This is a genomic window from Sphaerochaeta halotolerans (assembly GCF_003429665.1).
In the GTDB taxonomy this organism is placed as follows: domain Bacteria; phylum Spirochaetota; class Spirochaetia; order Sphaerochaetales; family Sphaerochaetaceae; genus Sphaerochaeta; species Sphaerochaeta halotolerans.
Genome location: NZ_QUWK01000004.1, coordinates 166,524 through 192,507, shown reverse-complemented (window position 1 = coordinate 192,507; position 25,984 = coordinate 166,524). Strand labels below are relative to the sequence as shown.

The following is a 25,984-nucleotide window of genomic DNA, read 5'->3' as shown; positions in this document are numbered from 1 at the left end:
ATACCGGAAGGTATCAAGGTGGTAAAGAGGGAAGAGCTTCTGTTTTACGATTGCCTTTTAAAATGTATAATGGTAAAATGCAACCATTCGCAACATAGGAGATACCATATGAAATTTCGAAGCATAGTCTTACTACTCTGCATCATTCCGGCCTTGCTTTTTGCGCAGGGTGCCCCTGAACAAGCGATACAGGAACGTGATTACTATCAGGCAGTCGATGCCAACGGGAGAACACTCAAGCTACAGGAAAAACCCTCAAAGGTGTTGATTGCAGGGAAAGCAGGCAATATGCCGGCAAATGCGTTATTCCTCTTCCCTGAAGTCACCACCATGGAGCTGACCATCCCCAAGACAGACCAGGGCCTTGGAGACTTTTTCTCCTTTATCAGGCCATCTCTGGATGACAACCCACGTATCAGCCAGAATGCCAGTGTTGAAGAGATTGCCAGCTACCAAAGTGATTTGGTACTGACCAAGGCAACCCACTTTGAATCAATCGCACGAAAGCTTGATCAACTTGGAGTGGCAAACTTCACGATGAACCTTGAATCCTATGAGGATTGGAAGCGAGAAATTGTTGAACTGGGGAAATTGTTGCAAAACAACTCCCGTGCTACAGAGATCCTCAATCTCTATGAAGAACGGCTCAACCCAATCAAACAGACAGCAGCCTCAATCAAAGCCCAGGATAAAAAACGGGTACTGCTGCTACAGGCAAATACGACAGAAAACACCTATTCCTATAAAATTGCCCCAGATACCTGGATGCAGACCTGGATGGTAGAAACCATCGGGGCTGAAGCGGTATGGAAAGGATCCAACAAGGCGGCAAACGGTTGGTCGACGGTAAGTTTTGAACAAATTGCTGCTTGGGATCCTGACATCATCATCGTAGTGAGCTATCGCACCCCAACTGACCAGTACATAGAGGCAATCTATGCGTCTGAAATCTGGTCATCCCTTAGAGCAGTTAAAACCAAGCAGGTAAAAGCTAGTCCTTATGATATGATGAATTATATTCAACCCGTTGCCTCATGGATCCTTGGCCTGCAGTGGATGGCCAGTGAGGTATATCCTGAACGCTTTCCTGATTTGGATATGAGAGAGGAAGTGGCTTCCTTCTACCTGGATTTTTATAATCTCACCGATGAGGACAAGCTTGGGATGATGGTTGATCGCTACAGCAAATCTGTTGCCATAAACTTGCGATGAACGCCCGCCAACACTACCAAGCAGAACGGAAACGAAGAACAGGACTCCTTCTAGGGATGCTGGGAGCAACACTGCTCTTTGCTTTCCTATTTCTGTTTGCTGGAAGGTATCCCACAGCAGGATTTAGATTTCCAACAGACTGGGCAACCAATGAAATGACACGAAGCATCTTCCTACGCATCCGTCTTCCCCGCATTGTACTTGCCCTGCTTGCCGGGGCAATGCTTAGTGCAAGCGGATTCACCTTCCAGATGCTTTTTTCAAATCCCTTGGTTGAACCAGGTTTTCTTGGTGTAAGCCAAGGCTCTGCCTTTGGAGCTGCATTGATGATTGTCCTAGGAGTCGGTTCCACACTCCTTGTTCAACTGAGTGCAACATTCTTTGGGCTATTGGCCTTGCTTGCATCGTATTTGATTGCTACTCGGTTTCGGTTTGGCGGATGGTTGTTACGGTTGGTTCTCAGTGGAATAGCAGTTTCTGCTCTCTTTTCCAGTGCTCTTGGCGTGGTAAAATTGGTGGCAGAACCTACGAAGGACCTACAGGACATTACCTTCTGGATGATGGGTGGGCTCTGGAATGCATCATGGAGCCAAATCCTTTCAATTTTATGGGTGGTCATCCTCAGTATGGGAATACTGCTCGGGTATCGCTGGAAACTGAATTTGCTCAGCCTTCAGGAAAAAACATCTTTTTCAGTCGGGATGAATCCCAAGCGGGACAGAATCATTCTCCTGATTGTTGCAACAGTGGGAACAACCGTTACCATTTCCATCACGGGTCTCATTGGGTGGGTTGGTTTGATCACTCCACATCTGGGTCGCAAGCTGTTTGGTTCTGATAGTTCCACCAGTCTTCCTGGTTCCATGATTCTCGGATCTTTCTTCCTTTTGGTCTGTGATACCATCGGAAGGACAGTTCTCGCTACAGAGATTCCCATCGGTTTACTCACCAGTTTCCTTGGAGCCATTATCTTCATGATTATCCTTTCACTCAAGCACCAGGAGGGCAAAGCATGAATGCTTTGACAGTGAACCATCTGAGTTTTACTTACCCAAGCGGCACCAAAGCGCTTGATGACATCTCTCTTTCCGTGCAGGAAGGCCAGAGTGTAGCAATCCTGGGTTCCAATGGAGCGGGTAAATCAACGCTTCTCGACGTCCTATTGGGATGGCAGAAGAGCACAGAAGTTTCGTTGTATGACAAACCACTTTCCTCCTATGGACGAAAGGAGCTTGGAAGAACGTTAGCCCTGGTTCCCCAATTTGAGCAATACAACTTTTCTTTTTCTTTGCTGGATTATGTTTTGTTTGGACGCTCACCCTATCTTTCAGGGCTGGGAACCCCCAGCGAAGAGGATGCAGAGATAGCCTATCAGGCACTCTGTGATGTGGGTTTGGAGAGCTATGCGGAACGACATATCACTACCTTGAGCGGAGGAGAACACCAGTTATTGCTCCTTGCTCGAGCTATTGCACAGCAAAGTTCTATGCTGTTGCTCGATGAACCAACGAGTGCCTTGGACCCTGCCAACCGAAAACGGGTTATTACCATCTTGAAGCAGTTGCATACGAAGGGTAAAACCCTCCTGTTCACAACTCATGATGCAAATCTTGCCTACGACCTGGCTAGCCATGTGGCCATGGTCAAGAAGGGAAGATTACTTTGTTATGGGTCAAAAGAGGAGGTGGTCACTACCGCTATGCTGACCACCCTCTATGACACGGACCTAACTGTCGCTCAAGTCGGCACTAAGACGCTCATTTATTGAGTTCCAGAGGAACAAAGCTGAAGCTTCTTACATCAAACAATCCCATATCTGTAAGCTTGTAGGCAGGAATAACCGGTAATGACATAAAGCAGAGTGTCATGAACGGATCAATCTTCTTGCCTATATGCAGTGCATCCTGTGCAATATGATGAAGGTTGTCCAACTGTTTAGCGATTACAGAACCTGGTTCGTAGCTCATCAAACCCGCTACCTGTTGGGCAAAGGATGCAAGTATTTTTTTACCTTTCACAATGACCATGCCACCACCGATGGATACCAAATGTTCGACTGCCATGGCCATGTCTTCATCGTCATCCCCTGCGACAATGATGTTGTGTGAATCATGGGCTACGGATGTAGCCATCGCTCCACCCTGTAAGCCATACCCACGCAGGAGCGCGAGAGCAACATTTCCCGTACCGTTGTGTCGCTCAACAACAGCAAGCTTGACGATATCCTGATTCTCATCATGAACCCACTTTCCATTCTCTACCCGTACGGTAGCTTCCCCTGCTCCGGTAACTACCCCTCCTGGAATAATGTCAATTACGCGTACATGTGGACTGGAAAGAGACAAGCGAAGACGCTCCACAGAGAAACTTTTGACATTCATCTTCCCGGAGACGCGGTTATCGCGTCCAGCCTGCGAAGCTTCACAGATGATGCCATCTTCAGCTACAAGACTTCCCTTCACATAGACCTGGTGCATGGTGAACTCATTCAGGTCATTACAGAGCAAGAAGTCTGCCCGTTTGCCAGGAGCAATTGCACCTCGGTCAGTAAGATGATAGCAATCAGCGCTATTGATGGTTGCCATGCAGATGGCTTCAATAGGATCAAGACCATCCTGCACTGCGATGCGAACGTTGTTGTTGATATGTCCATCGGTGAGAATGCTTTTCGGCTGCCTATCATCAGTACAGAAGATACAGCGTCTGCTGTTTCTTGCCGTCACTCCTCCCAGGAGCATCAGCACATTCTTGCATGCTGAACCCTCACGGAGCATGACATACATACCTCGACGGATACGATCGTGTAATTCTTGTTCATTTTCGCACTCATGGTCGGTAAGGATTCCCGTGCTTGCATAGGCATCCAGCTCTGCACCACTGATCGCCGGGCTATGGCCATCGATCACCTTATGCAGACGTTTGGCCTCCATAATCTTATCCAGAACCAAATCTGTTGCAGCCACTACCCCGGGGAAATCCATCATCTCACCCAAGCCAAGAATCCGGTCATGGTTCAATGCTTCCTTGATATCCTCAGCTTTAAGGACAGCCCCACTATGCTCGAACGCGGTAGCAGGAACACAGGAGGGGACCATGAAGAACGCTTGAAGGGCGGTATTCTTGGATGCTTCCAACATATAGGAGAGCCCATCAAGACCACAGACGTTGCAGATTTCATGGGGGTCTGCAACCACTGTGGTAGTCCCACAGGGGACGACTATATTGGAAAACTCCTCAGGAGTGGCGTGGCTGGACTCAATGTGCACATGACTGTCAATGAAGCCTGGCAAGAGATATCGTCCCCCTGCGTCAACCATTGTTTCTGCCTCTCCCTGGCCACTAGCAGCAAATCCGGCAATATATCCGTCTTGAACGAGGAGGTCTGCCTCAAACCACTCCTTGTTATATACATCCAATATATGGGCACCAGTGATACACAATTGTGCTTTTTGCCTTCTTGCCGCAGTTTCTATCACTTCCTGCACTATTTTCTTGGTAACCATGCGCGCTCCTTCTGCAACATTCTGCAACGTCTTTCTAGTAGTGTATCACTTCACGATAATTCTTCAAGGACTAATTTGCTTCGTATTTATACAATATAAATGAAAGGTATCAATACCTCAGGGCAAGCCATGGACTCAGGAGGCGTTGCCTCCTTTTCCACCCCAAGGGACGAGGTATCTCACCTTGCTTTCCCGGCTCTCGCTCGGCAGAGGAACCATTATGCTGATTCCTTTCCTCTCGCTCCGCTGGGGAATAAGAATTTGTATTGATAGTGATATACATATTATTCGCTATATAGCAAAATTTTTTCTAATAATTTAGCAACATTCCTAAAATTATACCCAATAATTTGGTTATATAACAATTGTAACGATTTTTCTGTACGATTTACCATAGATAGGGTAGAATGGTATCAACCTAAACATCTGCAAGGAGTGCATCGATGGAAAAGTTTTTCAAGCTCAAAGAACGAAACACGACCGTCAAGACTGAAGTTATGGCAGGTATTACTACCTTTTTGACCATGGCTTACATTCTTGCCGTCAACCCAGGCATCCTTTCCGAAGCCGGAATGGATTTCTCCAAAGTATTTGCTGCAACTGCAATTGCTGCATCACTCGCAACCTTGGTAATGGCTCTCTTGGCCAATCTACCATTCGCGCTCGCCCCCGGAATGGGCCTGAACGCCTTCCTTACCTACACCGTTGTTCTCGGTATGGGTTACACTTGGCAGTTCGCCCTTACGGCAGTATTCGTTGAAGGTATCATTTTCTTGATCCTTACCGCTGCCAATATCCGTGAGGCAATAGTCAACAGCATCCCAGCAAACCTTAAACGCGCGATTGGCGTTGGTATCGGCCTCTTCATTGCCTTCATTGGTATGCAGAACGCCGGAATCATCGTTGGAGGTGCCACCTTGGTTTCCTTGAATCCTGACTGGTTCAGTGGAGCTTCCGGCCTCGCCATGGTTGGTCTGGTCATTACCGGCATCCTCTTGGCTCACAAGGTAAATGGAGCACTCTTGATTGGTATCATTGTAACCACTATCATCGGCATTCCTTTTGGAATCACCAAGTATGCTGGCGGTTCCTTCCTCCCTCCAGCCCCCTACTTCTTCCCGTTCGAGTTCTCAAACATCTTGAGCATTGACTTCGTAGTCGTTGTCTTCACGTTCTTGTTTGTGGACATGTTCGATACGGTTGGAACCTTGATCGGTTGTGCCACCAAGGCTGACATGATCCAGGAAGATGGATCCATCCCCAATTGTAAGGAAGCTCTCTTCGCTGATGCAATCGGAACTACCGCAGGTGCAATCCTCGGAACATCCACCGTCACCACATTTGTTGAATCTTCCAGTGGTGTTGTTGAAGGCGGAAGAACCGGTTTGACCGCTTTGACGGTTTCTGTTCTTTTTGCACTTTCCTTGTTCCTCGCACCGTTGTTCGGCTCTATTCCTAGTGCAGCTACTGCACCTGCCCTGATCATCGTCGGTGTTATGATGATGAGCCCGGTAAAGGATATCGAGTGGGACGATATGACTGAAGCCATCCCGGCATTCCTGACCATGATCTTTATGATCGTAGCCTACAGTATTGCCGATGGTATCATGTTCGGTATTCTTTCCTTCGTATTGCTTAAGCTGTTCACCAAGAAGACCAAAGACATTTCAAAGATGACTTGGGTTGTTTTCGCGCTGTTCGTGATAAAGATTATCTTCGGCGCCCTCTAAGAGCATCTGCTCTGTTCCTATGGACCTCCTTTTCTCGGGAGGTCCAATTTTTTATCCCCTACCCATCATCTTCTTTCTGCGGTACAATAACACTCATTGAGGAGAATTATATGCGCCCTAACATGATGCGGTTGGATACTGATGCAATATATTTGGTTACCGGTGCTGCCGGTTTTATCGGCTTCCATCTCACCAAACGATTGCTAGGCCTTGGGTGCACCGTCATTGGGGTAGACAATCTGAATGACTACTATGAGGTCACGCTCAAGGAAGACCGACTTAGGCTGCTGGCTTGTGAACAGTTCTTCTTCTACAAAGTCGATCTTGCAGACAGGAAAGAGATCGATACTATTTTCACCCGTCATCAGGTAACCCATGTCATTAACCTTGCTGCTCAAGCAGGGGTGAGGCACAGTATCGACAATCCTTATGTGTACCTTCAGTCAAACCTTGTAGGATTCCTCAATATCCTGGAATGTTGTCGCCATCATGCTGTAAAACATCTGGTGTATGCCAGCAGCAGTTCCGTTTACGGTTTGAACAGCAAGATTCCCTACTCCACGAACGATAAAGTTGACAATCCTGTAAGCCTCTATGCTGCTACCAAGAAATCCAATGAGCTGATGGCCCACGCGTATACGCATCTTTATCATATACCAACTACAGGACTCAGGTTTTTCACGGTCTATGGCCCCTATGGAAGACCGGATATGGCATACTTTTCATTCAGCAAACGGATTATGGAAGGGAAGAGCATTACAGTATTCAACCACGGGGACATGTGGCGTGATTTCACCTATATTGATGACATTATCACAGCACTGGAACACATCATTCCCAACCCACCAGAAGAGAATGAGGCAAAGGATCGATACAAGATCTACAACATAGGCAACAACAAACCGGTGAGGTTAAGGCAGTTCATCGAAACATTGGAACAGTGCCTGGGAAAGACCGCTGAGAAGGAGTACCTTCCGATGCAACCAGGGGATGTGTACCAAACCTATGCCGATGTTACTGACTTGATGGAAGATTTTGATTTCAGACCCAATACACCGCTTGAACAAGGGCTTGAGGCATTTGTCTCCTGGTTCAAGCCATACTATGGATATTTAAGTCACCATGTATGATGTAGTGATCATCGGAGGAGGGGCAGCGGGCTTGTTTCTTGCGGCAAATCTTCCCACTTCCAATGCATTGTTGCTCGAACACAGGGAAACTGCAGGCAAGAAGCTCCTGATAACCGGTGGTGGTATGTGTAATCTTACCAATACGCAATCGATTGAAGCGTTCCTGCAGCATTTTGGGAGCAGAGCCCAACGTAATTTTCTGCTCCCTTCTTTCCAGGCTTTTCCCCCCTCGGCACTCATGCAATGGTTTGAGACCAGGGGGGTACCCTTAACAGTCAGGGAAGATGGGAAAGTATTCCCGGCTTCGTTGGATGCCCACGAGGTCAGGGATATGTTGGTCAGGGAAAGCAAAGCCAAAATCCAGTACAACTCCAAGATTACTTCAGTCATTCGAGACGGAGATCATTTTAGTGTGCAAACCGAAGGTGGAGTTATTACCAGCAGGAATCTCGTGTTGGCTACTGGAGGAATGAGTTATCCGATAACAGGCAGTGATGGAAGTGGCTATGCTATTGCTAAGGCACTTGGTCACTCCATCATTCCCCCAAAGCCAGCACTTGCCGCCATCATGGTGGAAGCGTATCATTGGACACACCTCGCGGGAAATGCAGTCCGCTCTGCCTATGCAGAATTTCATCACGCTGGTGAAAAGAAACGCTTCCTGCAAGCAACAGGGGATATCCTTTTTACCCACGATGGACTTTCTGGCCCTTTGATTCTTACATCCAGCCGTGAGCTCAAGGCTGGGGATTCCATTACGTTTTCCTTGGTGCCTCTTGAACACAAGGTGCACGTTCCCGAACAGCTACTTGTTCTACTGACCTCACAACCCAAGAAGCAGATCACTACCATCCTCAAGGAATTCGGCCTAGCAGCATCCCTTGCTCAGCAAGTAGTTGAGGAACTGGATTTTGAAGCCACCATTACTCCTGCCAATCTAAACAAACGGCAGCGACAGAATCTTATAAGAGCGATTACAGAGAGAAGGTTCATCATCAAAGGCATCAAAGGTTTCAATGCTGCAATGGTTACCTCTGGTGGAGTATGCCTCAAAGAGGTAGAGAGGGGAAGCATGGAGTCAAAGGTAATGGACCACCTCCACTTCTGTGGTGAAATCTTGGATGTTGATGGACAGAGTGGTGGCTACAACCTTCAAGCAGCGTTTTCTACAGCATATTGTACAGCTAATCATATACAACCATAGGAGGAAAATATGGAATATCTTTGGACAACGATAACGGTAAAGAGTATGGAAGAAAGCTTGGAATTCTACCAGAATGTACTTTCACTCCCGATAAACAACAGGATGAAAATGCCTTCTGGTGAGATTGTGTTCTTGGGAGATGGGGAAACAAAGATTGAGTTGATCTATCACGAAGGGGAAGAGTCCTTTTCGAGCGGGAAAAACATCAGCATCGGATTGTCTGTAGAAAATCTCGATGCGTTCATGGAAATGCTCAAGGAAAAAGGAATTCCCATAGCGGAAGGCCCCTTTGCCCCAAATCCTTCACTTCGTTTTTGTTTTGTACATGACCCTAATGGAGTCCGTGTACAGCTTGTGGAACGTACCTGAAATAGCTTGAGCCGGGAGTTAATCCCGGCTCAATAACCCTAGACAATTTTGAAACACAGATTATTTGATGCGCTTTACAGCAGCCTCAAGCAACTCTTCCAGCTTTGCAGAAGGATTCTGGAACTTTGCAAGGAAGATCATAGCAGCAATAATGTACGGCTTGTAACTGGCTTCCTTATACAGAGGTACCAAATACCGGTCAAACACTGAAGCCTCGACTTCGCCTTCCTTACAGGAGAGACCAGTGATGTCAGCGGGTAGGCAGTGCATGTAGAGAGCCTTTCCGTCCTTGGTGGTCTTCATTAAGTCTTCAGTACAAGTCCAATCCTTGAATTTGGCGTTGTTTGCCAAGCAGCGCTTCTCCAGTGCCTTCAAAGCCTCCTGGTCACCCTGCTCAACAATCTTGGTTCTCTCTTCCATGACAGCAAAGGGAGCCCAGCTCTTGGGATAGACAATATCTGCGTCCTTGAATGCTTCAGCCATGGAATCTACGCGCTTGTAGGAACCACCACTCTTCTTTGCGTTCTCTGCAGCGACCTCTTCCACATCAGCCATTACATTGTACCCTTCTGGGTGGGCAAGTACGACATCCATGCCAAAACGGGTGAACAGTCCAATAATGCCCTGGGGGACAGAAAGCGGTTTGCCATAGGAAGGACTGTAAGCCCATGTCATGGCAACTTTCTTACCCTTGAGGTTCTCAACACCACCAAAGTGGTTGATGACATGCAGCATGTCAGCCATGCTCTGGGTTGGGTGGTCGATATCGCACTGAAGGTTGACCAAGGTAGGTCTCTGTTCAAGGACACCGTCGTCGTAACCATCCTGCACAGCCTCGGCAACCGTCTTCATGTAGGTGTGACCCTTGCCGATGTACATGTCATCACGTATACCGATGACATCAGCCATGAAGCTGATCATGTTGGCAGTCTCACGAACGGTCTCACCGTGTGCAATCTGACTGGTCTTTTCATCAAGGTCCTGAACCTCGAGACCAAGCAGGTTACAGGCACTTGCAAAGCTGAACCGTGTTCTTGTGGAGTTGTCACGGAATACGGAGATACCAAGTCCACTGTCGAACACCTTGGTGGAAATATTGTTCTCGCGCAATGCACGTAGTACTTCTGCTACCTGAAATACAGCAGCAATTTCGTCATCACTCTCTTTCCAAGTGTGGAAAAAGTCATTGAGATACATGTTGTCAGTCTTGAGGGTTTTCAGTTCCTCGATCATCTGTTTAATTGTGGCTTTGTCCTTCATGTGGGGAAACCTCCGTACGTTTTGAATCATAAAAAATCCAGACAATGGCACTATACCATGGCAGTGCACCATTGTCTAGATTTATGTTGCAGTTTGTTGCAAGCTTCCGTTACATCTTGCCAAGCTCCTTCAAGATTTTCTCCGGTGAGAAGGGCCAACTCCGCATCCAAACACCTACTGCATCGTGTATTGCAATGGCAAGTGCGGGAGCTGCTCCGTTGGTTGCAATCTCACTGATGGATTTAGCACCATAGGGACCTACCTCATCATTGATATCGATCAAAATGGCTTTGAAATCCTCGGGTTGTTCGGCAATCATAGGGACACCGTATTCACTGAATGTGGGATTGATACATACACCATTTTCATCCAACAACATTTGCTCATAGAGTGAATGTCCGATGGACTTCAGGGATGCACCATACATCTGGCAGAGTGCCAACTCCGGATTAATCGGGGTACCGGCATCCTGCAATGCGTAGTACTTCTGCACCTTCACCTGTCCGGTTCTAACGTTTACAGCAACTTGTACAAAGTGAGCACCATAGGGGATGGAGTTGTGGTTGGTTGTGAAGGAACCCTTCCCCATTACCTGACCACGACCCGTACCGGTAAGCGCATCATGACTGAGTGTTGCATAGTCAAGTGTCTTACCACTCTTGGTGCTGTACACCTCACCGGGAGAACGGAGGATTAAGTCCTCTGCTTTCTCTCCCATCTGGTAGGCAGCCTCATCAAGCAGGTTTTTCTTCAAGTCCTGTGCAGCTTTATAGCTGGCACCACCACTGAAGTAGGTGCCACTGGACGCATAAGCACCAGTATCGAAGGTACAGCTGTCAGTATCACCACTGGTAACGGTTACCTTGTCCAAAGGTACGCAGAATGCCTCACTGATCATCTTCGCACTGATGGTATCCAGCCCCGTACCCAAATCGGCACCGCCACTGAAGATCTGGAACGTTCCATCTGTCAGCAGTTTTGCCCAAGCATTGGAGTGATCGAGTCCAGGGAGGCCGCTTCCCTGCTGAATCATTGCAAAACCCTTGCCTACCTTCCAGTCGGGGTCCTTGGAGTCAACCTTCTTACCCCACTCGATCATCTTCGCACCCTGGGTGAGCGCCTGTTCCAAACCACAGGAGCCGACAGGAACCACATTTCCTTCACGACCTTCTCCAAGGCCTTTAAGAATCTCAAGCATATAGCCTGGTTCCACCTTGTTCTTCATGGCCATGTCGTAGTAATCGATTCCCAGCTTGTCTGCCAACTCTGCCATACAAACCATCAGAGCGTATGTACCCTTAGGGGCACCATAGCCCTGATAAGCTCCCGTAGGAGGAATGTTCGTGTAATACGTAGTCACATCAAACTTCATGTTGTCACACTTGAGCAAAGGCAAGGTTTTACTACAGGCATTCATCGGAACGGTAAGACAATGGTTTCCATATGGACCGGTATTGGCCCTCACGTCCATGTAAACGGCTGTGATGGTACCATCCTTTTTCCCGCCCATCTTGACCGTCATACGCATGGGGTGACGGGTAGAGTTCGCGATAAACTCTTCCTCACGTGTATTGCGATAGTAGATTGGTTTACCAGTAATCCATGTGGCATAGCCAACCAAATCCTCAACCAGGATATCCTGCTTGCTTCCATACCCACCACCGACACGTTCCTTGATGATTCGAATCTTGTTCTCAGGAATCTGGCAGACCCAAGAGACTATTCTCCTTACATGATAAGGAACCTGGGTGGAGGCATTCATGACCAATCGTCCTCCATCAATCCTTGCATAGGCAAGGTGTGGTTCAAGTGGAGTACACTGAATCTGACTGGTCTGGTAGGTTTCCTCCACCACTACATCAGCTTCCTTGAAACCTTTTTCCACATCCCCTATCTGGCCATGTGCGGCAGCAGCAATGTTTCTTCTGATGTCACCATGGAGCGGGAACTGGTAGACAACCTTTCCATCCCTGGGATCAGCATCCTTGTTGTACTCTTCCAAATTCTCAGGAGCACCACTGCGGTACTCCACGACCCCATTATGGACACGAGGAGCACCCTTTTCCATTGCTTCCTCTACAGTGAATACCGGTTTGAGAACCTCATACTCCACCTTGATTGCATCACGAGCAGCGATTGCCTGCTCATAGGTTTCTGCTACGATTGCTGCTACACGGTCACCAACATGGCGGACCTTTCTATTGAGCAACCTGCGGTCATGTGGACTGGGCTCGGGGTTCCCCTGTCCTGCCTGCATATAAAATACATCGGGACAGTTCTCATGAGTTATGATGGTAACCACACCTTCCATTGCTAATGCTTCCTTGGTATCGATTTTTTTGATGTAGGCATGAGCATATGGACTGCGAAGGATTACCATTGAGTGATATCCCGGTAATACTCTATCTTCAACAAAGCTGGCTTCGCCTGCAACCAATTGTGGCCCATCAACCTTCCCTTTGGGCTTCCCGACATAGGTCAGTTCATCTCTGAAAGAAGGAGAAATCTCGCTCTTGTAGGATCCACTCTGCATTTTCTCCAACGCGAGCTTCACTGCCAGATAGTAATGTTCATACCCCGCATCACGGATGAAGATACCACTGAGTACCTGCTTGATCTGTTCCTTGCTAGGATTACTCTCATGTTCAAGCAACCAGGTAAGGAGCAAGGCTGCAGCAGGGGCATTGTAGGCACTCTGCACTACACCTGCGTCAATCATTGCCTGCTGGATAACATTCAGATTCCGGCTCGTACCCATTGATTCAGCCGTCTTAATCTCAGCTCCATCAGCCTGGACAGCGAGCATTAGATTGGCATAGACAGGAACGTCATTGTAAATGACGGTATCACTGCCGGCAAAGCCTTCCCTATCATCACTGTCACGGACGCTGGTATATCCCAATCGAACAAGCAATTCACGCAAGCTTTCCGACTGCTTGCAAGTCACTGTATGTTTCTTACCATTTACAGTACAGACAATTGTGTTCATTGTGCACCTCCTTTGAGAAATGCAGAGAAGAGTTGTCCCACCCCTTCACTTGCGATGTAGCGCTTGTAATCGGAGCTGCCTGTCATATCATCCACAACTTCAACAGTATGTCGAACTGCAAGTTGTACATCTTCTCTTGAAGTCAGTTCACCGTTCTCGATAGCATTTTCCACCTTCTCGAGTCGTTGGACACCTTTTCCGTGTACAGCGACAAACACTCGTACATGATCAATAACCTGCTCATTGTCTTTGGTTGCACTGAATCCAACCGTAACCGCCGCACGATTCTGACTACTCAATGCATAGCGCAGAGTCCCCACAAACCGGTCATCCTTGGAGAGACTGACTGCCAACAACAATGTACCTGCGAATTGTTTGTGATAGGCATGGTACTCACGGATTGGGATGTTGTCCTCACTGTATACACCCTTCTCAGTCAGATTGGCTGTAAGCAACCGTGCACGGCTTGCAATCAATGCTGGAGCAAGATAGGAGTGATCGCTCATGATGGCAAGGTTGCCCCCAATGGTGGCCATGTTCCTTTTGGTGAAGGATCCGCAAAATCGAGCTGCATCCTTTAGCCATGTAGGAATCAGTGGTGAGTCGATCAACTGCTGAAGGCTCACCATGCTACCAATCTTGATGGTGGATCCCTCATCAGTGATGGTATCCAAACCAAGCTTGGAAAGGCTGATAGCAGTCTGTCCTTCAACGGTTGAGTGAAGACGGTTGATCTCCGTCCCCCCGGCATAAAATATACTTTTTGCATTGGAGCGCTTCTTGTTCAAAGCGTCTTCAGTAGTATTCGCTATGAGATATTCCTGTATCATACAGCCTCCTCATTGGCAGCCTGTTCCATCATACGCTTGCTGATGGCATTTGCCTTTTCAGCAAGTTCCTGCTCGTCATATCCGACCAGCTGCCCGTGGTCGACTACAACCTTTCCGTTGATAATTGTGTAATCTGTGTTGTGGTTGGTTCCACAGAAAAGCAAACTTGCAACAGGATCACTCTGACTTCCTGCGTATGGCAATGTAGAAACATCAAAGATTGCCAGATCCGCAGCCCAACTTTCTTCCAGACGGCCAACGTTGGAGAAGTTCAGTGCTTTTGCACCATTCTCTGTTGCCATGGTGAAGGCCTCATCTGCACTCAGTGCATCCGAGCCATACCGCACACGCTGGAGGAGCATCGCCTGGCGGACCTCTGCGAGCATATCGGAACTGTCATTGCTTGCACTTCCATCTACTGCAACCGCTACATTGATCCCCATCGGCAACATCTCCTTCACACGGCAGATACCACTCCCCAGACGCATGTTCGAGGAAGGACAATGAGCAATATGAGATCCAGTCTTTGCGAGGATTTCCAGTTCTTCATCATTGAAGTGGATGCCATGGGCATAAAAGACATCGTCCCCGATAAGGTTACACTCCTGCATCAGAGCAAGAGGACGCATCCCATACATCTCCTGGCAGAAATCAGCTTCATCATAGGTCTCACAGAGGTGGGTATGCAAACGTACTCCATACTTCCTTGCAAGTTCAGCGGTCTTTGTCATCAAGTCCTTGGTGACACTGAAGGGGCTGCAAGGAGCCAGGGCTATCTTGTGCATAGCATCCGGAGCGCTGTCATGATAGGTCTTGATGCACCGCTCACTATCTGCAAGGATCTCATCCTCAGTCTGGACAACGCTGTCAGGAGGAAGTCCCCCATCCTTTTTGCTCAAACTCATGGAACCTCGTGTGGGACTGAAACGCATTCCCAAGGTATCTGCAGCCTCAAATTGCAGACCCATAAGATCTCCCTTGAAGGAGCGTGGATAGAGGTAGTGGTGGTCAGTGGTAAGTGTACATCCAGTCTTCATCAGCTCGGCCATTGCAAGCATCGATGAGTAGTAGACTGCTTCTTCATCCACATATTTCCACACCTCGTAGAGGAACGTCAGCCAATCAAAGAGCTTTGCATTCTGCACAGCTGGATGATTTCTGGTCAGTGTTTGATAAAAATGGTGGTGGGTGTTGACCAAACCTGGGATAACCACATGGTTAGAACAGTCGATCGTGCGACCCTTTGCTGGAGCAGCAAGTCCACCCTCGGGAGCAATTTTGGCAACCTTGTTGTTTTCAATCAACAAATCGGCGCCCCAATATTTCTTGCCATCGAATGTAGGTTGTAGACAGTAAATGTTCTTCAAAAGAAGCAAGGAACTCATGCCTGTATATCTCCTTCTTCCTGCAAGGACACGACAAATGGTCGTCGATGCTACACTTGCAATACTTTATGAGGACGGCATGCGGGTAGTTCCGCAAGGAAGGAGTGGAGAAGGAAGGGGGCAACTCCACAACCTTGGTTCTTTCTGGATACCCTGCAGGCAGAGCCCCTTTTGCACCTGCCGGGCTAGTTCTTATGTTTCACCATTATCTTATATCATAAACAATGAAACATCATATGCTCCAAACAGCCACAAGGCTTCTTACCCTGTGGCTGTAGTATACCATATTCATCGAGTATTATTCTACGTACTACTTCTCCAATGAGTAGGGAAGCATTGCATAGAATGCAGCACAAATCTCAAGATCATCTACACGGTTGATTTCATTTGGCGCATGAGCCTGGGACTCATCACCAGGGCCGAAACCAATAGCAGGGATCTTATGACGGCCAGTGGTAGCAACCAAGTTGGTGGAGAATGTCCACTTATCTACTACGGGCTTCTTTCCAAAGAGAGCTTCATGGCTGGCAACACCAGCTTCTACCAGAGGGTGGTCTGCATCAATCTTCCAAGTGGGGAAGTACAGCTCTTGCGAGTACTCTTTCTTGGTCCAACCAATCTTCTCATAGTTGGGCATCTCAACGACGATAGACTCTGGATCATCACCGGTTGCCTTGCTGATATACTCACGTACCTGTCCAATAGCAAGCTCAGCATCCTCCCCCCAAGTAAGACGGCGGTCAAGATAGAGCATTGCGTAGTCAGCGACAGCACATTGGCTTGGTCCCTTTACATCCATCTGACTGACGGTGACGGTTCCCTTACCAAGGAAGTTCTCTGCATCCGGCTTGAGGTCTTTGTTCAACTGCTCAATGGCAAGAGCGGCTTTGGCTGCCTTGTAGGCTGCACTCACACCACGCTCAGGTGCACTGCCATGACAGGAGATACCCTTGAGGATTACCCTGATTTCCATACGCCCACGGTGACCACGATAGAGGCGGCAGGTGGTAGGTTCTGTGGACACTACCAAATCGGGCTTGAAGTTTTCTTCCTCAATGAGGTACTTCCAGCACATGCCATCACAATCTTCTTCCATGACGGTAAAAGTGAAGTATGCAGTATACTCTCCACTATAGCCAAGCTCCTTAAGAATCCTACCGGCTGTGATCATGGAAGCTGCACCACCCTTTTGATCGCTTGAACCACGACCCCAGACCTTACCATCCTTGATCTCACCACTGAAGGGATCGAAATCCCAGTTCTTCAGATTTCCAACCTCAACTGTATCAATATGGGCATCAAAGGCAAGCTTCTTGGGACCATTGCCAACGCGGCCGATTACTGAGCCCAATCCATCAATATACACTTCATCGAAACCAGCTTCTTCACAAAGGGTGACGATGAGACGGCAAACATCCTCTTCCTGGGAGCTGTAGCTCTTGGTTTGCACCATCTTTGAGAGATTCAATGCCGTGTAATCGCGATACTCAGCAGCCTTTGCCCTAATTTGTTCCTGAATTGTCATGTTATTTTACCTCTTTCTTCCTCTATTCTCTTGTGCGTCGTAATCAGACCGTTACGGAGCAATTGTATTAACTTTTTCCCAAACACGCCCTGCAACTTTTGCTGCCTCATCGTAAATTTTCTGTACATCAAGACCAGGGAATTGATGGTTTTCCATCACCAGTTTTCCGCCGACCATGACGCTTTCCACACAGTTGCTGCTCATACCCCATACAAAATGGGTTGCAGCATTGTCTGCCACCAGTGGGGTTGGTGCATGGTAGTCACAGATGTTCAAATCAGCTTTATAACCTGCAGCAATCTTCCCGTACTTTCCATCAAAATATTTCTCAACCAACTGGTTGCCACGACTCATGGCGGTCACAAAATCGGCAGGCCACCAAGAACCACCCTGATCTTTATGCTTGAAGAAGGCTATCTTGAGCTCTTCGAACATATTTCCACCGCAGCCATCTGTTCCAATCACCAAATTGTCAACCTTCTGGATTTGTTTGAAGTAACCAACGTTGTTGTTCATGTTGCTGCGGCCATTGTGCGCAAGGAACGTACCATGTGCGTTGATCTTTTCTACCTCGGCTTCATTCAACCAAAGGCCATGCACCAAGAGAGTGTTATCAGTCAAAAGCCCAAATTTTTCCAATCGGTCTACGATATCTAGATTGTACATATGATGACTGTGCAAAACATCATACCTGTCTTCTGCAACATGGAGATGCAGGCCTGCACCTGTTTCAGTCATTGCCTCACTCATTAGCTTCAATCCGGCATCAGGAATGGTGAATGGGGCGTGTCCCCCGATCATTCCACGAACCAATGAACTACTTTTTGCAGCCATGGCAAATCGAACGTTCTCCTCGATGCCGGCTTCAACTTCTTTCATTCCACCATTTCTGTCGGTGACTTCGTAGCAGGTAGCTCCGCGTACCCCAACCTCTTCCATACCTTTGGCAATGGTGTCCAAGGATCCGGCAATGTAAGATGGGCTTGCATGGTGGTCAATGCAGGTAGTGGTTCCACTTGCAATGGCATCAATCGAGCTGATCAAGGAGCTGTAGTAACAAGCCTCCTCATCCAATGCACGATCGATACGCCACCACCACTCCTTTAGGATCTGAATGAAGTCGGTCTGCGGGCCTGCAGAGGCAAGCATGCCTCTGGAAAGCCCTGAATAATAGTGATGATGGGAACAAACATTGCCTGGGATTACCGTCTTGCCTCTTCCATCAATAACTTTGTCTGCCTGTATGTTCTCTGCTACACCCTTGCCTACCTTGGTGATGACATCATCAACGATGACGATGTCTACACCTTGTTGCACCTCAAAAGGCGGCTGGGTCTGCATGATCCGAGTTTGTTTGATTACCGTAGTAGCCACATGTTCCTCCTTACGCTTGTACGTACCCAAGCAGGTAGTTGTATGAGGTGTAAACCTCTTCAATCAAGGCTGCAACTTCGTCAGTAATGCCTTCCTCTTCTCCTACCAGGATACCGTCTCCATCTATCTCGCACTCGTAGATTTTTCCATCAAGGCGAACCAGGATATCTTCATCCTCAACAACAAAACCACTGTTCTCTGAGCTCTCAAAATCATCCTTTCGGCTAAAGAGCGTAAACTTCTTTCGATAAGGACCTCCATCATAAGGGCAGAATGTTTCACAGTTGCCGCACTCGTTGCAGTATGCATCGAGGTGAAGAATCTGGAATGGGTCTGCAAACAAACCAATGTTTCTTACATCGATTGCTACATTTGCACGGTTAGGACATACATCCACACACTTATTACAGAGATAGGAGCATTCCATGCATCTAGCAGCTTCAGTGGCTGCAAATTCCTTATCGGTGAACTCCTTAGAAGTGAGTATATGGCTCTTTTTATCAGTCACTTCAGCAAAGAACTCATTTTCATCCTGTTCGAGTTGTACCCTGTCCTCGTCGCTCATCTCTTCTTCTTCTTCGAATGCATCATCATCGTCTTCATGGTCGTGATCACAATGCTCATCGTGCACATGTTCATGTTCATCCTCTTCAGGACCAAGCACCTTGTCGATGGCTGCCTCAACGGCTGCTCGGGCACTTGCAATACACCTGACAACAGTGGAAGGACCACTCTGGGCGTCACCAATGATGTACACATCGGAAACTTCTGATTCCTTGGTCTCTTCATCTGCCTTAACCCAACCTTTTTCGTTGACAGGCACTCCGTACCAAGTAAGTTTCTCTGCATCGGCATGCTCACCAATTGCAGTAATCATGGTGTCAGCTTCAATGGTGAACGTCTCGTCAGTTGCTACAGGTCTTCGTCTCCCACTGGAATCCTTTTCACCAAGTTTCATCTTGCGTACGGTAAGCATGTTTCCATCGAAACGTTCAGGATTTGCCAAGAAGATGAATTCAACATTTTCTTCCTTTGCCATACCATACTCTTCAAGGTCGGCCGGCATCTCCTTCTCTGTTCTACGGTAGATTACGGAAACTTTCTCAACTCCCTTGATTCTGGTCGCGGCGCGTGCGCTGTCCATCGCGGTGTTACCCCCACCGACAACCACGACATGTTTGCCGAGTGAGAGTGTTGAGGGGTCTTTCCTGAATGCAGAGAGGAATGCGAGAGAGGGTCTTACCCTGCTTCGGTCACCCTGCAGGGGGATGTCATTGTCAACTTCGCTTCCGATCGCATAGAAGATATAGGTATAGCCTTGCGAACGCAGCGCCTCTACCGTCATTTTCTCTGAATCGACTCCATAGTTGAACTGTACTCCATGCGCCTTGATGAACTCGACATCACTCTCAATAGCTTCCACAGGAAGACGGAATCCAGGAATGACATGGCGTACCACACCACCTGCACTCTCTTCCCTTTCAAAAACTGCAGTATCAAAACCAGCTCGAGCGAGGAAATATGCTGCAGAAAGCCCTGCAGGACCTGCACCAACAACTGCTGCCTTGATGTCAGCCTTATCGGTCGGGCCTTCCCACAGTTGCTTGTACTCTTCAAATCCGTTTTCTACAGCTATCCGCTTCATATCACGAATACGTACGGCGCCTTCATAATCCATACGGGTACAGTGCAGCTGGCACTGGTGGTCACAGATGTGGCCGGTGATAGCAGGAAGGGCATTCTTGTCATAGATGACTGCCAAGGCTTCGCCATAGCGGCCCTGTCCAACAAGCTGTACATACTCTGGTACGTCCTGATGAATAGGGCATGCTGTTTGGCAAGGAGCAACATAACAATCAAAGAGGGGGAGCTTCTCCCCAATCTTTACGGTATCAGTTCCCCTGAAGTCTTTTTCAGTCACCGCATACTTTCCATCTCGTGCATCTTCAGAGAGCTTCTCAAGTTTCTTGACATCAATACCATCCATTTCCCAGGCGTCACTCGTTTCCAAGATTTCCACGAGTTGCTTCATGCGGGTATATCCACCGGGCTTGAGCATATCGGTTGCCAAGGTAATGGGTCTGATACCACTCTCGAACAGGGCTTTAATGGTAAAGGCATTGGCTCCACCGCTGTAACTGATGGGAAGTTTGCCGTCAAATTCCTTGCTGAGCTTGAGTCCCACCGTTGTGGAGATGGGAAGCAAGGCACGACCCGACATGTACATCTCACCACCGGGAAGTACGCCCTGGTCATTGACTGACCCAAGAGTGTTGGTCAGTTTTACACCAAAACCCTTTCCTTCTTTCTTTGCAAGATCCACCAAGCGATGCAACATCGCAATGGCATCAGGATACTGCAGGTCATGTTCAAAGCTCTCTCTGCTAATGGTAAGGTAGTCAAACCCTAGATCATCAAGGATTTTGCGGACAGTATCAAATCCGAGCAATGTTGGATTAAGTTTCACGAAGGTGTCGACTTTCTTTTCAGTAAGCATATAGGTACAGATTGCTTCAATCTCTTTTGGAGGGCATCCATGCATGGTGCTGAGGGTGGTCGATGGGCTGATATTCCAGCTGATCTTTTTGCTGATGCCTTCGACCTTCTTCTCAAGGCCTTCCCAGGGAGTGCCTTCGAACAAACCTTCTTCTAAAAGTGCTTCCAACTCATTCAAGTATTCTACGAAACGTTCGTCCTTGCGTGCATCAATCATGGAATCGATGAATTTCTGCATCTTATCCGTCTTGATACCTTCTAGGTTATAGCCTACAGACATGTTAAAGATAAAGGAAGGTTTCTCAAATTTCCCGTTCTGCATGACTGCTTCAAGCAGATGAAGGATAATCCAAGCCTTCGCATATTCATCCCATGCTTTAGAGAGGGTGAATTCACTGGACCACTCTACGTTGTATCCTTCATCTCGTGCATCAATACAGGGCTTCTCAATTTCCAATGTATCGAGCACCTGTACTGTTTTCAACTCCATGAATCGGCCACCGACAAGATAGCTTGCAATGATATTCTGGGCCAACTGGGTATGGGGGCCTGCAGCTGGTCCGCAGGGGGTGGCACAACTCTGGGAGAATACGTTCAAGCTGTGCTTTCCGCTCTCATGATAAAATTGTTCTTCGGCAATGCCGAATATTGCATGGTGATTTCTGTACTCACCAACGATACGGCTAATAAGTTCCGTGAAGGGAACCGGGCGCATAATGTCTCCCATTACTCACTCCTATAAAAAGGTGTCGCCGGGTTCACTACCCGACCCTTTCTCATTCTAATGCAGTTTGAAGAGAAGTCAATATTTTTTGCAACATTTCGCAACAAATATAAAAACTCGCTCTCTTTCTCTGATTGCATTACTCCAGATGCATTTTGTTCATAAAAAGAACCATACGGTAATGAGTATAGCATTAATGTCCTTTTAAAAAAACGCACTTTTCGCTAGTATTTGCGTTTTTAAATACCGCTTAACGCAAATAAGTTTTCAAAAATTCAACTTTCACGAATATTCTCTTTACTTTTTTTCTCTTTACGGTATACTTGACTAGTCAAAAAAAAAGTAACCAAGTGTCACCACGGAGGAATAGGCATGCTAATTAATTTGAATGTCAATGAAGAAGTACGGAAGAAGAATATCCAACGTTGTAGGGAGAAAAATGTCTTGCTTCCTACCTTTAAGCAGATGATGGATCCTACAACCGTACCCGCTGATATTAAAGAAAAACTGAGCCATGTAGGGCTTTGGGACGTCGACCCCTTGAACCTCTTCAGGATCACATGGAAGAACGAACCTACCAAACAGGGCGGAACCTTCGGGGGTGTGAACTATATTGAAGTTCCTCGAGAAATCACCGGTGTAAAAGCAAGAATTCTTGCATTAGTCGGCAAATGGTTCCCAACCGGTGCACACAAAGTTGGTGCAACGTATGGTTGTCTCGCCCCTGCTTTGGTTTCTGGAAACTTCGATTCCGTTAATCAGCAGGCTGTCTGGCCTTCCACTGGCAACTACTGTCGTGGTGGTGCATACAACAGTGCACTGCTGAACTGTGACTCCATTGCAATTCTCCCTGAAGAGATGAGCCAGGAACGTTTCAACTGGCTTAAGGAAGTTGCAGGCGAAGTCATTGCCACTCCTGGTTGTGAATCCAACGTAAAGGAAATCTTTGACAAATGTCACGAGCTCGATGCAGAACGTGGAAACCATATTGTTATTTTCAACCAGTTCGACCAGTTCGGCAACTACCTCTGGCACTACAAGGTGACTGGTGCTGCTATCCTCGAAGCACTCAAGCAAGAGAATGTTGCACCTGAGAATGTCCGCGGTTATGTTTCAGCTACCGGTAGTGGTGGCACCTTGGCAGCAGGCGATTTCCTTAAGGAACATTTTCCTAGTCTGAAGATTGTTGCTGCTGAAGCGCTGCAGTGTCCCACACTTCTGCGCAATGGATTTGGTGGCCACCGCATTGAAGGTATTGGCGACAAGCACGTTCCTTGGGTACACAATGTAAAGAATACTGATATGATCGCAGCTATTGACGACCAGGATTGTATCGATCTCTACCGACTGTTCAATGAACCTGCTGGTATCGAGTATCTCAAGAAGATAGGCTTGGATTCCAAGGCTATCGATGAGTTGCAACTCTATGGTATCAGTGGTATCGGCAATGTCCTGGCAGCTATGAAGGTGGCAAAGTACTACGAGCTGACAGAAGAGGATGTTATATTCACAGTCCTTACTGACAGCTCGGAGATGTATACCTCCCGCTTGAAGGAACAGGATGAGATCCAGGGCAAGTTTGACGAGAGTGCTGCAATACGCGCACTTGCAGCTTGTGCTCATGCTCAAGGTATCGACAACTTGAAGGAACTCACTTACTACGATCGTCTGGCTGTACACAACCTGAAGTACTATACTTGGGTTGAGCAGCAGGGCAAGACCTATGAGGAAATTAATGCACAGTGGTATGATAAAAACTACTGGAAGGATATTCCTGCAATGGCTGACCAGATCGATGAGTTGATCGAGTCGTTCAACAAGGAAATCTTGGCCAAATAGGTCAAGCAAAGCAATAAATGCCGGGCCTTGTGTCCGGCATTTTCTGTATGATGAGGAGGAACCATGCGTTTTACCTATGAATGTTGTGACTGCGGTACAGTCTATGAGACGGATGAGGTATTCTATCAATGCCCTTCCTGTGCCAAGGAAAATGACGGCACTTCATTTCCAAAAGGGAATGTCATTGTTAAATTGAATAAGGAAGATGTGGAAAAGCTGGCAAAGCAGGACCATGTGACTATGTATGATTTCTTTCCCTACCCTGTCCCGGATAAGGATGCCTACCCTGTGGGAGGAACTCCTGTTGCAAAGCCAAAACGGCTTGCCTCCAAGTACGGTTTGAAAAATTTGGTTTGTAAGCTTGACAGTGCACTCCCGTCAGGGTCCTTTAAGGATCGTGCAAGCCAGTTAATCGCTGCGCAGGCTCTGTATCACAACCAACACAAGATTGCCTTGGCCTCAACGGGGAATGCCGGAGCTGCAATGAGTTGCGCCGGGGCTGCCTATGGTCTAGAAATTGTGCTCTTTGTTCCTGCAACGGCTCCGGTCAACAAGTTGATGCAGAGTGTTCTGTATGGGGCTACAGTTGTTCCGGTAAAGGGTAGTTATGATGATGCCTTTGCTCTCTCTATTGCATATACTGATGAGTTCGGGGGAATCAACAGGAATACTGCTTACAACCCGATGACTATCGAAGGAAAGAAGAGTGTTTCCATCGAGCTTTTTGAGCAATTGGGACGCAAGATACCCGATGTAGTATATGTCCCTGTTGGTGATGGCTGTATCTTTGCTGGTGTATATAAGGGCTTCTATGACCTTAAGGAAGCTGGTTTGATTGAGAAGGTTCCTAAGCTTGTTTGTGCACAGAGTAAGCAGAGTAATGCGATCAGCAATGCTTGGAAGAGCGGTGGCTTCACCAACCTTCCTAAGGCCACCACCCGTGCCGACTCAATCAGTGTGGAGAGCCCTGCCAACGGTAGAATGGCAGTGAGGTACATCAAAGAGAGTAATGGCTGGGCAACAGAGGTGGATGACGGGGAGATTCTTGATGCACAGTTCGAGCTTGCCAAGGAAGCAGGTATTTTTGTAGAGCCTGCAGCGGCTTGTGCATGGGCAGCGCTCCGTAGTGACAGTGAAATGCTTAGAGAAAAGTTTGGTGAAGAAGTAGAGGTATGCTGCTTGCTTACTGGCACAGGTTTCAAGGATATGGCAGTTTTTGAGGGAAAAGTTTCCATTCCAGAGGCTATTGATAACAGCAAAGAGGCTGTAAGGAAGCGTTTCAGCTAAAAATATTGAGAAAAGCGGTGTCAAATGGCACCGCAGTCTCCTTTCTCCTTTGACAAAATAGCCCGCTTACAGTACCTTTTGTCCTGTGATGAGGAGTTTCGTATGCAGAACTTTCTAATCGGTCTTGGTATTGGAGTAGTACTTGCTATCGTCCTCTTGGTTAGCATGTCGGTCAAACGACATAAGGAGATCCTTGAAACAAACAAGGAGACCGAACGTCTGAAGCGGATGTTGACTGACCGAATGGACTTGGAAAGTGAAGGTCTGTCCAAGCTGAAGGAACAGAATGAAGAGCTGAAGAAGCAGAATGAGAATCTCCGCATCACGCTGAACACATATTCACAGAAACCAGGAAGAAAGGAGCTCGCTCGTTTGCAGGTCTACCAACTTGCTGTCGACCGACTTACGATCAATAGTCCTGGCTTTGGTGCTGCTTGGCAGGCAGCGCTCAAGGAGAGTGAGAATGAGTTCCAAAAGACCTATGTCGGGGTACAGCCATTTATCAAGCGTCTGATTCCGACCAAGACAGAGGCAAATGTTCTCCCCCGTACTATTGATACGGAGGATGATAAGTAAACAACAGCCGAAATGGTGGAATTGGTAGACACAAGGGACTTAAAATCCCTTGCTCGCAAGGGCGTACGGGTTCGATCCCCGTTTTCGGCAAAATAATCATATTATAATTAAGACAACAAAGCCGATAATTCCTTCCAGTTTGAGGAAATACCGGCTCTGTTATTGACACCTATCTCAAACAACAAGCCGTCCTTCCCTATTACAACGACCGGTCAGCTACCCTATGAGATAACACCTATCTCAAACCAAGTCATGTACCGCTAACTATCATGCAGGGGTCAGCTACCCTATGAGATAACACCTATCTCAAACTCTATGGTCGTATTTACGAATACAATGGGAGGTCAGCTACCCTATGAGATAACACCTATCTCAAACGCAAGAGCGCAGAGCCAAAAATGCAAGGCTAGTCAGCTACCCTATGAGATAACACCTATCTCAAACCAGCCTGTGCGCAAACAGCTTTCTTCAAGAAGTCAGCTACCCTATGAGATAACACCTATCTCAAACAACGGGTAATATCAACAGGCCGTGAAATGGAGTCAGCTACC

Annotated in this window: 19 protein-coding genes, 1 tRNA gene and 1 CRISPR repeat array; of the genes, 12 read left to right on the top strand and 8 right to left on the bottom strand. The window is 47.5% G+C overall.

The window, feature by feature from the left end; translation table 11 throughout:
- Positions 1-108: 108 nt before the first annotated feature.
- The 3 genes from DYP60_RS05235 to DYP60_RS05225 are packed head-to-tail and all read left to right on the top strand — an operon-like array spanning position 109 to position 2,980.
- A complete protein-coding gene (locus DYP60_RS05235) occupies positions 109-1,212 on the top strand; it encodes an ABC transporter substrate-binding protein (protein ID WP_117329832.1) in 1,104 nt (367 codons plus the stop codon).
- Positions 1,209-2,228, top strand: a complete 1,020-nt coding sequence (locus DYP60_RS05230) for a FecCD family ABC transporter permease (RefSeq protein ID WP_117329831.1) — start codon at positions 1,209-1,211, stop codon at positions 2,226-2,228. The genes DYP60_RS05235 and DYP60_RS05230 overlap by 4 nt, the downstream gene beginning before the upstream one ends.
- Complete coding sequence (locus DYP60_RS05225; protein ID WP_117329830.1) at positions 2,225-2,980, top strand: ABC transporter ATP-binding protein; 756 nt, start codon at positions 2,225-2,227, stop codon at positions 2,978-2,980. The genes DYP60_RS05230 and DYP60_RS05225 overlap by 4 nt, the downstream gene beginning before the upstream one ends.
- On the opposite strand, the gene ade is transcribed toward DYP60_RS05225, so the two are convergent.
- Positions 2,970-4,715, bottom strand: a complete 1,746-nt coding sequence (ade, locus tag DYP60_RS05220; protein WP_117329829.1) for an adenine deaminase — start codon at positions 4,713-4,715, stop codon at positions 2,970-2,972. The two genes, DYP60_RS05225 and ade, sit on opposite strands and share 11 nt — an antisense overlap.
- A gap of 99 nt (positions 4,716-4,814) precedes the next feature.
- On the opposite strand from ade, the gene DYP60_RS14170 reads away from it, so the two are divergent.
- The 5 genes from DYP60_RS14170 to DYP60_RS05200 all read left to right on the top strand — a co-directional run bounded on the left by DYP60_RS14170 (position 4,815) and on the right by DYP60_RS05200 (position 9,148).
- Entirely contained in the window at positions 4,815-4,985 is a 171-nt protein-coding gene (locus DYP60_RS14170; RefSeq protein WP_160525445.1) for a hypothetical protein, read from the top strand.
- Between the two features lie 173 nt (positions 4,986-5,158).
- Entirely contained in the window at positions 5,159-6,445 is a 1,287-nt protein-coding gene (locus DYP60_RS05215) for an NCS2 family permease (protein ID WP_117329828.1), read from the top strand.
- Between the two features lie 110 nt (positions 6,446-6,555).
- Positions 6,556-7,575 (top strand): SDR family NAD(P)-dependent oxidoreductase, encoded by a 1,020-nt coding sequence (locus DYP60_RS05210; protein ID WP_117329827.1) that lies wholly within the window; start codon positions 6,556-6,558, stop codon positions 7,573-7,575.
- Positions 7,568-8,779 carry a BaiN/RdsA family NAD(P)/FAD-dependent oxidoreductase gene (locus DYP60_RS05205; protein WP_117329826.1) on the top strand — a complete coding sequence of 404 codons (1,212 nt, stop codon included), beginning with the start codon at positions 7,568-7,570 and terminating at the stop codon, positions 8,777-8,779. Before DYP60_RS05210 ends, DYP60_RS05205 begins: the two co-directional genes overlap by 8 nt.
- Positions 8,780-8,788: 9 nt before the next feature.
- Entirely contained in the window at positions 8,789-9,148 is a 360-nt protein-coding gene (locus tag DYP60_RS05200; RefSeq protein ID WP_117329825.1) for a VOC family protein, read from the top strand.
- A 60-nt stretch (positions 9,149-9,208) separates the two neighbouring features.
- Here DYP60_RS05200 and ygeW read toward each other — a convergent pair whose 3' ends face one another.
- The 7 genes from ygeW to ygfK form a co-directional block, all read right to left on the bottom strand.
- Entirely contained in the window at positions 9,209-10,408 is a 1,200-nt protein-coding gene (gene ygeW / locus DYP60_RS05195; RefSeq protein WP_117329824.1) for a knotted carbamoyltransferase YgeW, read from the bottom strand.
- 109 nt (positions 10,409-10,517) lie between these two features.
- Positions 10,518-13,397, bottom strand: coding sequence for a molybdopterin-dependent oxidoreductase Mo/Fe-S-binding subunit (locus DYP60_RS05190; RefSeq protein ID WP_117329823.1), 2,880 nt, complete (start codon positions 13,395-13,397; stop codon positions 10,518-10,520).
- A complete protein-coding gene (locus tag DYP60_RS05185; protein ID WP_117329822.1) occupies positions 13,394-14,227 on the bottom strand; it encodes an FAD binding domain-containing protein in 834 nt (277 codons plus the stop codon). Before DYP60_RS05185 ends, DYP60_RS05190 begins: the two co-directional genes overlap by 4 nt.
- Complete coding sequence (locus DYP60_RS05180; RefSeq protein ID WP_117329821.1) at positions 14,224-15,612, bottom strand: 8-oxoguanine deaminase; 1,389 nt, start codon at positions 15,610-15,612, stop codon at positions 14,224-14,226. The genes DYP60_RS05185 and DYP60_RS05180 overlap by 4 nt, the downstream gene beginning before the upstream one ends.
- 310 nt (positions 15,613-15,922) lie before the next feature.
- Positions 15,923-17,137, bottom strand: coding sequence for a YgeY family selenium metabolism-linked hydrolase (locus DYP60_RS05170; RefSeq protein ID WP_117329819.1), 1,215 nt, complete (start codon positions 17,135-17,137; stop codon positions 15,923-15,925).
- Between the two features lie 51 nt (positions 17,138-17,188).
- Positions 17,189-18,511: a putative aminohydrolase SsnA gene (gene ssnA / locus DYP60_RS05165; protein WP_117329818.1), complete on the bottom strand. Its 1,323-nt coding sequence runs from the start codon at positions 18,509-18,511 to the stop codon at positions 17,189-17,191.
- A gap of 10 nt (positions 18,512-18,521) precedes the next feature.
- A complete protein-coding gene (gene ygfK / locus DYP60_RS05160) occupies positions 18,522-21,734 on the bottom strand; it encodes a putative selenate reductase subunit YgfK (RefSeq protein WP_117329817.1) in 3,213 nt (1,070 codons plus the stop codon).
- Between the two features lie 369 nt (positions 21,735-22,103).
- On the opposite strand from ygfK, the gene DYP60_RS05155 reads away from it, so the two are divergent.
- The 4 genes from DYP60_RS05155 (at position 22,104) to DYP60_RS05140 (ending at position 25,523) form a co-directional block, all read left to right on the top strand.
- Entirely contained in the window at positions 22,104-23,570 is a 1,467-nt protein-coding gene (locus DYP60_RS05155; protein WP_117329816.1) for a pyridoxal-phosphate dependent enzyme, read from the top strand.
- Between the two features lie 63 nt (positions 23,571-23,633).
- Complete coding sequence (locus DYP60_RS05150) at positions 23,634-24,857, top strand: threonine synthase (RefSeq protein WP_117329815.1); 1,224 nt, start codon at positions 23,634-23,636, stop codon at positions 24,855-24,857.
- A gap of 102 nt (positions 24,858-24,959) precedes the next feature.
- Positions 24,960-25,433, top strand: coding sequence for a hypothetical protein (locus tag DYP60_RS05145; RefSeq protein ID WP_117329814.1), 474 nt, complete (start codon positions 24,960-24,962; stop codon positions 25,431-25,433).
- 6 nt (positions 25,434-25,439) lie between these two features.
- A tRNA-Leu gene (locus DYP60_RS05140) sits at positions 25,440-25,523 on the top strand.
- 120 nt (positions 25,524-25,643) lie between these two features.
- Positions 25,644-25,943: a CRISPR direct-repeat array (repeat unit 36 nt; unit sequence GGTCAGCTACCCTATGAGATAACACCTATCTCAAAC).
- Positions 25,944-25,984: the final 41 nt, after the last annotated feature.

What these genes read in the sequence shown, in the direction of transcription:
- DYP60_RS05185 (WP_117329822.1), bottom strand. Translation starts at nt 14,227, where the DNA reads ATGATACAGGAATATCTCATAGCGAATACTACTGAAGACGCTTTGAAC.
- DYP60_RS05180 (WP_117329821.1), bottom strand. Translation starts at nt 15,612, where the DNA reads ATGAGTTCCTTGCTTCTTTTGAAGAACATTTACTGTCTACAACCTACA.
- DYP60_RS05150 (WP_117329815.1), top strand. Translation starts at nt 23,634, where the DNA reads ATGCGTTTTACCTATGAATGTTGTGACTGCGGTACAGTCTATGAGACG.
- DYP60_RS05170 (WP_117329819.1), bottom strand. Translation starts at nt 17,137, where the DNA reads ATGACAATTCAGGAACAAATTAGGGCAAAGGCTGCTGAGTATCGCGAT.
- DYP60_RS05215 (WP_117329828.1), top strand. Translation starts at nt 5,159, where the DNA reads ATGGAAAAGTTTTTCAAGCTCAAAGAACGAAACACGACCGTCAAGACT.
- DYP60_RS05145 (WP_117329814.1), top strand. Translation starts at nt 24,960, where the DNA reads ATGCAGAACTTTCTAATCGGTCTTGGTATTGGAGTAGTACTTGCTATC.
- DYP60_RS05225 (WP_117329830.1), top strand. Translation starts at nt 2,225, where the DNA reads ATGAATGCTTTGACAGTGAACCATCTGAGTTTTACTTACCCAAGCGGC.
- DYP60_RS05205 (WP_117329826.1), top strand. Translation starts at nt 7,568, where the DNA reads ATGTATGATGTAGTGATCATCGGAGGAGGGGCAGCGGGCTTGTTTCTT.
- DYP60_RS14170 (WP_160525445.1), top strand. Translation starts at nt 4,815, where the DNA reads ATGAAAGGTATCAATACCTCAGGGCAAGCCATGGACTCAGGAGGCGTT.
- DYP60_RS05155 (WP_117329816.1), top strand. Translation starts at nt 22,104, where the DNA reads ATGCTAATTAATTTGAATGTCAATGAAGAAGTACGGAAGAAGAATATC.
- DYP60_RS05230 (WP_117329831.1), top strand. Translation starts at nt 1,209, where the DNA reads ATGAACGCCCGCCAACACTACCAAGCAGAACGGAAACGAAGAACAGGA.
- DYP60_RS05235 (WP_117329832.1), top strand. Translation starts at nt 109, where the DNA reads ATGAAATTTCGAAGCATAGTCTTACTACTCTGCATCATTCCGGCCTTG.
- ade (WP_117329829.1), bottom strand. Translation starts at nt 4,715, where the DNA reads ATGGTTACCAAGAAAATAGTGCAGGAAGTGATAGAAACTGCGGCAAGA.
- ygfK (WP_117329817.1), bottom strand. Translation starts at nt 21,734, where the DNA reads ATGGGAGACATTATGCGCCCGGTTCCCTTCACGGAACTTATTAGCCGT.
- DYP60_RS05200 (WP_117329825.1), top strand. Translation starts at nt 8,789, where the DNA reads ATGGAATATCTTTGGACAACGATAACGGTAAAGAGTATGGAAGAAAGC.
- DYP60_RS05210 (WP_117329827.1), top strand. Translation starts at nt 6,556, where the DNA reads ATGCGCCCTAACATGATGCGGTTGGATACTGATGCAATATATTTGGTT.
- ygeW (WP_117329824.1), bottom strand. Translation starts at nt 10,408, where the DNA reads ATGAAGGACAAAGCCACAATTAAACAGATGATCGAGGAACTGAAAACC.
- DYP60_RS05190 (WP_117329823.1), bottom strand. Translation starts at nt 13,397, where the DNA reads ATGAACACAATTGTCTGTACTGTAAATGGTAAGAAACATACAGTGACT.